General features: G+C 56.6%; 7 protein-coding genes. 1 reads left to right on the top strand and 6 read right to left on the bottom strand.

Annotated features, from left to right (window positions below):
* The first annotated feature begins 455 nt into the window (after window positions 1-455).
* Window positions 456-1,139 carry a hypothetical protein gene (locus tag NW818_RS10945; protein ID WP_414424567.1) on the top strand — a complete coding sequence of 228 codons (684 nt, stop codon included), beginning with the start codon at window positions 456-458 and terminating at the stop codon, window positions 1,137-1,139.
* A gap of 35 nt (window positions 1,140-1,174) precedes the next feature.
* Here the strand turns inward: NW818_RS10945 and NW818_RS10940 are convergent, their stop codons facing one another.
* The 6 genes from NW818_RS10940 to NW818_RS10915 all read right to left on the bottom strand — a co-directional run bounded on the left by NW818_RS10940 (window position 1,175) and on the right by NW818_RS10915 (window position 4,652).
* Complete coding sequence (locus NW818_RS10940; protein WP_414424566.1) at window positions 1,175-2,401, bottom strand: class I SAM-dependent methyltransferase; 1,227 nt, start codon at window positions 2,399-2,401, stop codon at window positions 1,175-1,177.
* Window positions 2,402-2,435: 34 nt separating this feature from the next.
* On the bottom strand, window positions 2,436-2,609 hold the full coding sequence (locus NW818_RS10935) for a hypothetical protein (protein ID WP_414418256.1): 174 nt from the start codon (window positions 2,607-2,609) through the stop codon (window positions 2,436-2,438).
* A 47-nt stretch (window positions 2,610-2,656) separates the two neighbouring features.
* Window positions 2,657-3,208, bottom strand: coding sequence for an NAD(P)H-quinone oxidoreductase subunit J (locus NW818_RS10930; RefSeq protein WP_011433902.1), 552 nt, complete (start codon window positions 3,206-3,208; stop codon window positions 2,657-2,659).
* A gap of 1 nt (window position 3,209) precedes the next feature.
* Window positions 3,210-3,950: an NADH dehydrogenase subunit K gene (locus tag NW818_RS10925; RefSeq protein WP_414331499.1), complete on the bottom strand. Its 741-nt coding sequence runs from the start codon at window positions 3,948-3,950 to the stop codon at window positions 3,210-3,212.
* Window positions 3,941-4,303, bottom strand: coding sequence for a photosynthetic/respiratory NAD(P)H-quinone oxidoreductase subunit C (ndhC, locus tag NW818_RS10920; protein ID WP_414424565.1), 363 nt, complete (start codon window positions 4,301-4,303; stop codon window positions 3,941-3,943). The genes NW818_RS10925 and ndhC overlap by 10 nt, the downstream gene beginning before the upstream one ends.
* Before the next feature lie 100 nt (window positions 4,304-4,403).
* Window positions 4,404-4,652 carry a hypothetical protein gene (locus NW818_RS10915; protein WP_011433899.1) on the bottom strand — a complete coding sequence of 83 codons (249 nt, stop codon included), beginning with the start codon at window positions 4,650-4,652 and terminating at the stop codon, window positions 4,404-4,406.
* Window positions 4,653-4,983: the final 331 nt, after the last annotated feature.

The following is a 4,983-nucleotide window of genomic DNA, read 5'->3' as shown; positions in this document are numbered from 1 at the left end:
GCGGGGCTCCTGCAATTTCTAGCTGAAGTGGCTCTTGCAGGTTTAGAGTGGCGATTGACTTGTAGTTGTGGCCATACTGGAGGGATGGCGTAAAGAACTGTAACCTCAGCAGTACACCAGAGTCATCTTGAAGTGCAGTGATGAAGTGCAGTGAAATAGTGCAGTAAAATTGTCTCTAAGGCGTTCTTTGTTCTTTGTGTTGGTTCTAGCTCCCCTTTCTCCTTAAAAAAAGAGGAGTTGTGAGTGAGAGAAAACCTACCCAAACATTACCTATGGTCAAAACAATCTTCAAGACAATCTCCTCTTCCACCCTGGGGTCGATGATGTTGCCTTTCTCCTGCCGCCAGCTTTGGATAACTGCCTTTCCCGCGTTGGCCGGAGTTACGGTGGCTATTGGTGGCCTTGGGGCGGGAGGATCCCTGTGGCAGGCGGGAGCAGCAGGTTTGGCCACGGGGATGACGGGCTATGTGGCTTCTGCTCTATCTGGAAGCGAGGCCAAAGCCAAAATCCAGCTTCTGCAGCACCTCGAAAATCGACAGAAGCAAAACGAAATCACTCCTTCAGACCTACAGCAACTGCAAAGCGAACTGGCCAACCTGCGTGCTGCCCTTGAAGATTGGGCAAAAGTCCAGCAGAAGGGGGTGGCTGCTGCCCAACCTTATGATGAGGCTCGTTCGCAAGCTCAAACTCCTCAGCTTCATTTTGAAACAGAGATCCAGATCCAATCTCAAGAAGAACGACTTCCTCAGTTACGCGCAGAAGAGCAAAGTCTGAAAGCCTCGATTGGAGATTTACAAGCCAAGAAAAAAAGGCCCATTCAGTCCCTCAAAGAGGGCATAGCCAAGGTGGAACAACTCCAATCAAAACAGAATCTCCTCAAGCAAGATATTGCCCGCCTAACCCAGGCTGATCCCTCAACAGCTGCTGGCAACTTCGCGGAACGGCCATCCGTTCCCAAAAAAGGATCTCCAGACGTATCTCTCAACTTGGCCCGCATGACCAAAACTGCCGCCGGCGTCGCATGGGCCGATAAATATGACGAAGTCTTTGCAACCCTCGAGGAGCGAATCGACAACCTGGAAGATAGCGCCAGAGCAATGGCAGAACTGGCATCGATGGAAGGCAACGGTAGCCGGTAGGGGCAGACATCCCATCCCAATAGCACCGAAACGGTTTACAGCTCCGGCTCGCCAAAGCCCCGCAGAGGATGAGCGTGTTCTGAGGGGATCAAGCCCTTGGCCTGCACCAATACCCCAAAGCCCCCCAACCCCATGGGATCCAGCAGCGCGTGAAGAGCATGTCGCCGCCGCAAAACCTGGCCCACATCCACAGCTTCGCCGCCAACCGAGCTCCCCATTTGGCTAAGGGCGGCCAGCCGCTCGGTCAATCCCAGGTTGACCAAAAAGCTGCTTTGCCGGGTGAACCCCAGACATTTTAGCCCCAGAGATTCTCCCACTTGCTCTAGGGTGGTAAAGTCCACATGGGCGGTGAGATCCTGGGATCCCACCCGAACATAGGGATCCGTGTAGCTGCCGTGCTGTCGGTAGGCCAGGAGCGTACCTTGGGCGCGGTGGGGGCTGTAGTAGCGCTGGGCGGTGTGGCCGTAATCGATGGTGAGCACGTAGCCTCGCCGCAGCTTACGGGCCAGCAGCTGCAGCCACTCCAAGGCTTTCAGGTTCACCTCGGTTTGGTAGCCCGACGGATAGGTTTCTACAGGGATCCCCAAGCGGGCAAAATACTCCCTCAGCTCAGGAGTGGACAGATCCCCCAGCACTTCCCGGAAGTTGGCTTCTGCAGCCTCGCTGCAATCGACATAGATTTCCCGCAAAGCCCCATCCTGTACCTGCACCCGATGCACCGGAAAAGCATCCACCAGCTCATTGGAGAAAAAGCAGCCTGTAACTGAGTTATCCGGGATCCCGTCCCAATCCAACCAGCGCACCTTCTCCCCAAAAGGGGCCAACCGCTCCTGTTGGAGCTGCCGCAGATGGGCAGAACGCTCCAGGATCCCATATTCCAGTGCCTGCCAAAAAGGGGGGTTAGCGGAGCGCACGTAGGTCAGCCAATCCTGGGCCAGGCGACCGCTGCCCGCCCCCATCTCGATGACCTTGAAGTCAGGGGGGGATCCCAAAATGTGCCAGAACTGGTGGATTTGCTCCGCCAACAGTTGGGCAAAGTCCGCCGCCAGGTGGGGAGAGGTGAGGTAGTCAGGGCCAATCGGGGATCCCTGCTCGTAATAGCCCAACCCTGGCTCGTAGAGAGCCCACTCCATAAACTGGGCAAAGGTCACCGGTCCCTGAGCGCGAATGCGGCTGAAAATCAACTCCCGCAACTTCTGCGTAGCCTGAGGTGTCGATAGAGAAAGACTCGGGTCGCGTAGGTGTTGCTCAGGAGCGATCACAGGTGAGGATTCCAGGGATCCAGACTTACTCAACTTACTTGTTCAGGGGACGACGCCAATTTTGGCGAAACTGACGGTTCGAGACCAACAACACAGGCCAGAGGGCCGATACCAGCCACTTCCCAGATCCCGAATAGATGCGATCCGCCTTGCGGGCCGAGTACCAAACTCCACCTGCATAGATTGCCAAGAGCAAAAAAGGCCACATCTCAACCCATCCTGTTCAACGCTGCTCACCAGGTCAGGGATCCCCAATCAGTAGGCATCCTGCAGCTCATAGAAGTCAGGCGTGATGTAGTCCTTGCGCAGGGGCCAACCTATCCAGTCTTCCGGCATTAAAATCCGCTTCAGGTTCGGGTGTCCCTCGAAAACAATGCCGTACATGTCGTAGGTTTCCCGTTCCTGCCAATCCGCCGACTTCCAAATCCAGTATACGGAAGGTAGGCGTGGATCCTGGCGAGGCAACTTTACCTGGAGCCGCACCTCCTGAGGGCGATCCGCCCCGTCTGACAGCTTGATCAGGTGGTAAAGGCTGACCAGTGGCTGCCCTGCCCCCAGGTCATATCCGCACTGACACTCCAGGTAGTTAAAGCCGTAGGCATAGAGGGCGGTACACAAGGGTAGGAGAAAGTCCCGCTCCACCTCCAACAGCTCTACCCCCGCTGCGTCTCTCCCCAAATACTGGTGCTCGAAGCCGTTGTCGGCCAGAAACTGGGAAACCGGGCCCCGCTCCAACGTCACCAAGGGTTCCGACTGCTCGCCTGCGGATGGCGGCGCTTGTTTTTCCTGGGCATTCTCCTCTGCCATCTCACACTCCTCCCTGCAAGGCTTTGAGCTGCTGTTCCGCCCGCTTAAAGTCGGCGGTTTGCAAGGCCGGGGGCACTGGCAAGCCAATGGCAGCAGCCAGCTCTGGCGGGGGAGCTTGGCGGGTCTCGCTCTCCAGATACTTGCCGGTGATGATCTCCGGCACAGGCTTGAGGTTGTGCTTAACCGTGTAGTAGCGGTGGGTTTGCTGCAGACGGCCTCGTTCCCGCATGTCCTCGGCGGCGATCTTCTTGCGCAGCTTGACAATGGCATCCATGATCGCTTCTGGACGAGGAGGGCAGCCGGGAATGTACACATCCACCGGGATCAGCTTGTCCACCCCCCGCACTGCCGTGTAGGAATCGGAGCTGAACATGCCACCGCTGATGGTGCAGGCCCCCATGGCGATCACGTACTTCGGCTCAGCCATTTGCTGGTAAAGCTTGACCAACGCCGGCGCCATTTTCATGGTGACCGTACCTGCCGTGATGATCAAATCAGCCGTGCGCGGCGAAGAACGAGGCAGCAGGCCAAAGCGGTCGAAGTCGAAGCGGGATCCCAGCATGGCGGCAAACTCGATGAAGCAGCAGGCGGTGCCGTAGAGCAGCGGCCAGAGGCTGGACATCTTAGCCCAGTTGTACAGGTCGTTCACCGTCGTCAGAACGACGTTGTTGGAGAGGTCGGTAGTCACCTGGGGGGCAGCCCCCGGAAACAAGACTTGCGATTTCTCAGACGTCATGACCATTCCAATGCTCCTTTTCTCCAGGCGTACACAAGACCCACCACAAGGATGGCGATGAAAATCAGGGCCTCCACAAAGGCCAACAGCCCCAAGCGGTGAAACGCCACTGCCCAGGGATAGAGGAACACCGTCTCTACATCGAAAATGACGAAGACCAGTGCGAACATGTAGTAGCGAATGTTGAACTGGATCCAGGCTTGCCCAAACGGCTCCATGCCCGACTCGTAAGTGCTGCGCCGCAGGGATCCCCGCCGCTTTGGCGCTAAGAGCGCGGAAGCCCCCAGAGCCAAAACCGGCAGCAGAGAGCAGACGATTAGAAAAACCAGCAAATACTCGTAGCCGGACAGAACAAACACGACGCCAGACTGCCTCAGGTGCTCAACATTTAGATACGTTTCCAGTATAGAGCCAGTCTGGGGCTCCCCTGCGCCACGGGATCTTCAGTTCTATTGATGATCATGATTGTTGGGAGCGGCGTTTTTCCAGCCAGCCCCACACTCCGCTCACCACCGCCCCGGCCATCAGGATCCCCAAAGCCGGCTGAAACAAAGGCAGCCAGAGCCGCATCCAAAGTTTGTAGCCCAGTGGGATCCCAAGAAAAGCCCCGGTTACGGAAAAGACAAACCAGACAAACCCGGCGAACACCAGAAAGACAACGGCAATCAGGAAGTTATCCAGCCAGCGCTTGAGGTCAGAGGAAACCATAGGGATTGAGGCAGAACAGCTTGAAGTAGACCCAGAGGCAATCTGGGAACCGAACCTTTTGGGCCGCTAATGCCGATATCTCAGCATCTTTCACCCAGACAGACTGCCGGAATAAGTTCAACAGACAGGGTAGCTTACCCCAGCACTTGGTGAAGATCCCACGTGCACCTTTTTGGGTAGAGTAAGCTGTGCCGGCCCGCTGCTGACCCGCTGTGAACACAACCCAAAACCACGGTAGCGCCAGTAGGATTCCCCAGCCAGCCTGCTAACAATAAGTGAGATTTCCCTTCTGCCGCTTGGTCAGCTCAGCTAGAAATCGCAGGAGCCCCGC

The organism is Synechococcus sp. R6-5 (genome assembly GCF_047461775.1).
Taxonomy (GTDB): Bacteria; Cyanobacteriota; Cyanobacteriia; order Thermostichales; family Thermostichaceae; genus Thermostichus.
Note: the sequence above shows the minus strand (reverse complement) of the source record. Positions and strands in the feature narration are given on the sequence as shown.

Coding starts and splice junctions, on each gene's coding strand:
- NW818_RS10945 (WP_414424567.1), top strand. CDS start 456: ATGACGGGCTATGTGGCTTCTGCTCTATCTGGAAGCGAGGCCAAAGCC.
- NW818_RS10935 (WP_414418256.1), bottom strand. CDS start 2,609: ATGTGGCCTTTTTTGCTCTTGGCAATCTATGCAGGTGGAGTTTGGTAC.
- NW818_RS10930 (WP_011433902.1), bottom strand. CDS start 3,208: ATGGCAGAGGAGAATGCCCAGGAAAAACAAGCGCCGCCATCCGCAGGC.
- NW818_RS10925 (WP_414331499.1), bottom strand. CDS start 3,950: ATGGTCATGACGTCTGAGAAATCGCAAGTCTTGTTTCCGGGGGCTGCC.
- NW818_RS10915 (WP_011433899.1), bottom strand. CDS start 4,652: ATGGTTTCCTCTGACCTCAAGCGCTGGCTGGATAACTTCCTGATTGCC.